The 4,358-nt window shown below is 39.8% G+C and carries 3 protein-coding genes and 2 pseudogenes; 1 reads left to right on the top strand and 4 read right to left on the bottom strand.

Annotated elements, in window-relative coordinates; all coding sequences use genetic code 11:
* From ACFIO3_RS09210 to ACFIO3_RS09220, 3 genes and pseudogenes are all read right to left on the bottom strand, one after another.
* Positions 1 to 459, bottom strand: a pseudogene (locus tag ACFIO3_RS09210) (tol-pal system protein); the annotation flags it as partial.
* A gap of 52 nt (positions 460 to 511) precedes the next feature.
* Entirely contained in the window at positions 512 to 1,033 is a 522-nt protein-coding gene (gene pal / locus ACFIO3_RS09215; protein WP_375606532.1) for a peptidoglycan-associated lipoprotein Pal, read from the bottom strand.
* A gap of 203 nt (positions 1,034 to 1,236) precedes the next feature.
* Positions 1,237 to 1,932: a DUF1013 domain-containing protein gene (locus ACFIO3_RS09220; protein WP_375614503.1), complete on the bottom strand. Its 696-nt coding sequence runs from the start codon at positions 1,930 to 1,932 to the stop codon at positions 1,237 to 1,239.
* A 367-nt stretch (positions 1,933 to 2,299) separates the two neighbouring features.
* Here ACFIO3_RS09220 and ACFIO3_RS09225 point away from each other — a divergent pair, with 367 nt between their 5' ends.
* A complete protein-coding gene (locus tag ACFIO3_RS09225; protein ID WP_375606534.1) occupies positions 2,300 to 3,046 on the top strand; it encodes a YebC/PmpR family DNA-binding transcriptional regulator in 747 nt (248 codons plus the stop codon).
* A 1,060-nt stretch (positions 3,047 to 4,106) separates the two neighbouring features.
* Here ACFIO3_RS09225 and tolB read toward each other — a convergent pair.
* Positions 4,107 to 4,358 (bottom strand): annotated as a pseudogene (tolB, locus tag ACFIO3_RS09230) (Tol-Pal system protein TolB); the annotation flags it as partial.

Consider the following 4,358-nt stretch of genomic DNA (forward strand, 5'->3'; position numbering starts at 1 on the left):
CACATCAGATGCTGCTTTATCAGCTGCTTCAGGTGCTTTTTTCACTGCATCAACAGCCTTATCAACAGCGTCAGTGGCTTTTTCTATCACATCAGATGCTGCTTTATCAGCTGCTTCAGGTGCTTCTTTCACTGCATCAACAGCCTTATTAACGGCGTCAGTGGCTTTTTCTATCACATCAGATGCTGCTTTATCGGCTGCTTCAGGTGCTTCTTTCACGTCATCAGTTGCCTTATTAACGGCGTCAGTGGCTTTTTCTATCACATCAGATGCTGCTTTATCGGCTGCTTCAGGTGCTTCTTTCACGTCATCAGTTGCCTTATCAACTGCATCAACTTTATCCGTATCATGTGCAGGATATTCGGAAGCCTTTCGTGCTGCACTTTGAACAAGTGAAGTAGAACAAGCTATAAAAACCCCCATATAAAAGAGTGTTTTCCAATTGATTTTACGATACATTCTTTTCTCCCCTTAAGAGCTTATTGAATAGTTGAAACAAACAATCTTCTTTTTAATGACTATTCATGTCATTCAACGTTGTCACAGCACGTCGATTTTGATTCCAACAGGAAATATCATCACATACTGCTACAGGTCTTTCTTTTCCGTAAGAAATTGTTTGAATCCGTTGTGCAGACACACCTAGAGACACCAAATAGTTTCGCACAGCAACAGCACGGCGCTGTCCAAGTGCCAAGTTATATTCACGTGTTCCCCTCTCATCAGCATGACCTTCGATCATAATAGAATAATAAGGATAATGAAGCAACCATTCTGCTTGGCGCGTTAAAACACGTTCAGCATTAGCATCAAGTGAAGAAGAATCGAGACCAAAAAACACGCGATCACCCACACTAACTGTAAATTCTTGTCCTGAGCCTGGTGACACCTGATTCAAACCAGCATCATTCATATAAGCGCCATTCATACCGTTAAGTGCACCAACATTTTTTTTGCCACACCCACCCAGGCATAGTGAGAAAAGAAAAAGGATAGCTAAAGAATGAGAGATGTTTTTTTTGGTAGAGCGCATAGTCCGTTTCTCCTTGAATTTCGTAAAGAAGGGTAAATTCTTAAAAATATTTTTAAGAATAACCGTTAATTCCTAATGAAGACGAAATTTTTTCTGTTTTTTTCGTCCTCATTTTTACTTTTAAGTCTCTGCCAATTTTTCTTCTCTTCAGCCATTCCTCTAACATTTTCATAAGAAATGTTTCCCTTATGAGTCATGGCTTTTTATGCATCATCTTGATCTTGACTATTTTTTTGCAGCGCGTTCAACTTTGCAAAAACTTTATCAGCGTCAAAAGTCTTATGCAGATTTTCTTCGCTCTCATTTTCCTCTAGAGCAGCGTTTTCCGTCACAGAAGCGGGAAGCAACGACCTATCTTCTTCTGCTGCAACAGGACGATTTTTCGCCGCACGCTGGAGCTCAAAATCTAAATCGATTTGTGAACACAAACCAAGTCCTACAGGATCAAGAGGAACCAAATTTGCACTATTCCAATGGGTTCTAAGGCGGATTTGTTCAATTGTCGCTTTTGTTGTCCCAATCAACCGTGCAATTTGTGCATCTTTCAACTCGGGATGGTTAGTGACCAACCATAGGATACCATTGGGACGATCCTGGCGTCGAGAAAGAGGGATATAGCGCGCCCCTTTACGTTTTTTTTCAGGAATATGCACCCTCGATTGAGAAATTTTCAAGCGTGCGTTTTGATCAGCCTCCACCCGTGCAATTTCACTGCGCGTCAATTGCCCAGAACTAATCGGATCTAAACCTTTAATACCATAAGCCGCATCACCATCGGCAATAGCTTTTACTTCCAAGACATGCAATTTACAAAATTCTGCAATCTGATCAAAAGAAAGAGCTGTATTATCAACCAACCAAACAGCTGTTGCTTTGGGCATCAAAAGTTGCGTTGCCATTTTTATAAATCCTCTTCTGCGCCTCTTCTATGAGGCAGGTTACCGCCCACTCAAGAGCACTGGAACTTTTTATATGCTTAGGTCTCTCCAACCACTCCTAAAACAAAGCGCGGCATGGAATAAACCATTTTGCTATGAAATTACATTCTGTTATAGCGTTATTTTTGCTCAACGACAAGAGATCTCTCTTGTAATGATCCTCAACTAAGGTCTCTTTACCTTTAAGATGAATTTTCTTATAAAGGGTTTATTCGATTATTTCACCTCATGCTGTGGCACATTTATTCTGGTGGGATGCGAGCTTTATCGCCTTAAATTCTAAAAAGTGTCCAACTGGAAAGAAAGCCCTCAAACAGGAAGGAAAACTATGGCAGGCCATTCACAATTTAAAAATATTATGCACCGTAAAGGGCGTCAAGATGCTATGCGCTCGAAAATATTTTCTAAGCTTGCGCGCGAAATTACCGTAGCAGCAAAACAAGGTGCTCCTGATCCAGCCATGAATCCACGTTTAAGGCTGGCTGTTCAAAATGCCAAAGCACAATCGATGCCGAAAGATAATATTGAACGCGCAATTAAAAAAGCGTCAGGCACCGATGTCGAAAATTATGATGAAGTGCGCTATGAAGGCTATGGGCCAGGAGGCGTTGCCGTCATTGTTGAAGCTTTAACCGATAACCGCAACCGCACTGCTTCAAATGTGCGCGCCGCCTTCACAAAATCAGGAGGAGCCTTAGGGGAAACAGGTTCTGTAAGTTTCATGTTTAATCGGATTGGTGAAATAATCTATAAGCCAGAAGCAGGAACAGCCGATAACATCATGGATGCAGCAATTGAAGCCGGTGCTGAAGATGTACAATCAGAAGAAACCGGACATCATATTACCTGTGCATTTGAAGATATTGGTGAAGTTTCAAAAATGCTTGAAGCAAAACTTGGTGAAGCAGAATCGATTAAAACAATTTGGAAAGCCACCACCCTTGCACCAATAGATGAAGAAAAAGCTTTATCTGTTTTACGACTGATTTCAACATTAGAAGAAGATGATGATGTGCAAAATGTTTATGCCAATTTTGATATCAGCGATGAGATTTTGGCAAAATTATCTGTATAATTTCCATCATTTGCACAAGCCCTCTCTTCATTCATGAGGGCTTCAAAAGCATTTGTCACCCCTCCTATCCGCACAATAAAAGCCCCGCGTCAATAGCGGGGAAAATCTGTCTGTACAACAAGAAACCACAATCAATTCCAGAAAACATAATCCCAAAAAGAAAAGCATACACAAAACTCTGTAGTCTCACGCCTTTCTTACATGCCCAAAAGATTATCCCTATATTCCTCTCTATTCGATCTTGTTGTTCTTTAAGATTAACCTCCCCGCCTTCAAGTGATGAAAATGATCTAGCCTGTAAAAAATTCGAATTTTCTTAACGTATTCCTATGACGAAGCACCCATGAAATTCACTTTAAACTTAAGACTCAACAAACATGCACTCCCCTAAATATTCGCCACGCACCTAAAAAACACTTAGAATATATCAAGGAGGGTTTATACGCCCTATATCCCCACACCTCAAAGGGCAGTGTTTTTACAACATCACAGAATAAAAATAAGCAAATGGAAAGCCAGAGCTAATTGTTTAGCAAAGTATTGTACAAAAAGCCGGTACATCCCTCTAATCTGTTGCGGATAAATTTTTGACTTTATGGCATTAACTTTATGACATCGTATGTTTTTAAAATAACGTCATTTATCTTAAAATCTGTCCTTTTGCTCTTACCGATCAATCAATATTCAGACCTAAAACAACCGCGTACTCGAATAAAATACATCAGAGAGCAACAGCCCCCTGACAAGACCAAATTCTTCACAAACAAAATTGAAAAGGAAGTTTAAAAAAATATATATAGCGACACTTTTAATAAAAAGTTGAAATCTAGAGACTTCAGAATTTTCGACTCTATTTTTTCAAGGTATTGTTTTGAATTTTTTAAGCATTTTCCCCCAAGGAAATTCCATTATCGATCAACAACCGTAGATGATAGATGAAATCTACATAAATCCCCATGCCCACTATAACCAATTCCTGCTTTTAAATAATTAAAAACTATTGAGATTGTGTAAAATTGAGACTGTATTCCTTCTATATTCTGTTTTTAAGCATTTTGTTTTACTGTATATTGAGCAATGGCGACCATGCTGGATCCGAAGCATCATTGGGTGTAGGGAGTTGTCGTTCATTGCGTCCGGTAATGTCAATCGTATAGATTTTTGGTCCCATACCGGGATTTTTGCGAAAGAACATCAGCACACGACCATTGGGGGCCCACGTTGGTCCTTCATTATGAAAACCCGTGGTTAAAATTCGTTCTCCTTGTCCATCTGGGCGCATAACACCGATAGAAAATTGTCCGCTTAATTG

It is taken from the genome of Bartonella sp. AD328YNZD (genome assembly GCF_042196425.1).

Excerpts from the sequence above, each read along its gene's own strand:
- pal (WP_375606532.1), bottom strand. The coding sequence starts at position 1,033 with ATGCGCTCTACCAAAAAAAACATCTCTCATTCTTTAGCTATCCTTTTT.
- ACFIO3_RS09220 (WP_375614503.1), bottom strand. The coding sequence starts at position 1,932 with ATGGCAACGCAACTTTTGATGCCCAAAGCAACAGCTGTTTGGTTGGTT.
- ACFIO3_RS09225 (WP_375606534.1), top strand. The coding sequence starts at position 2,300 with ATGGCAGGCCATTCACAATTTAAAAATATTATGCACCGTAAAGGGCGT.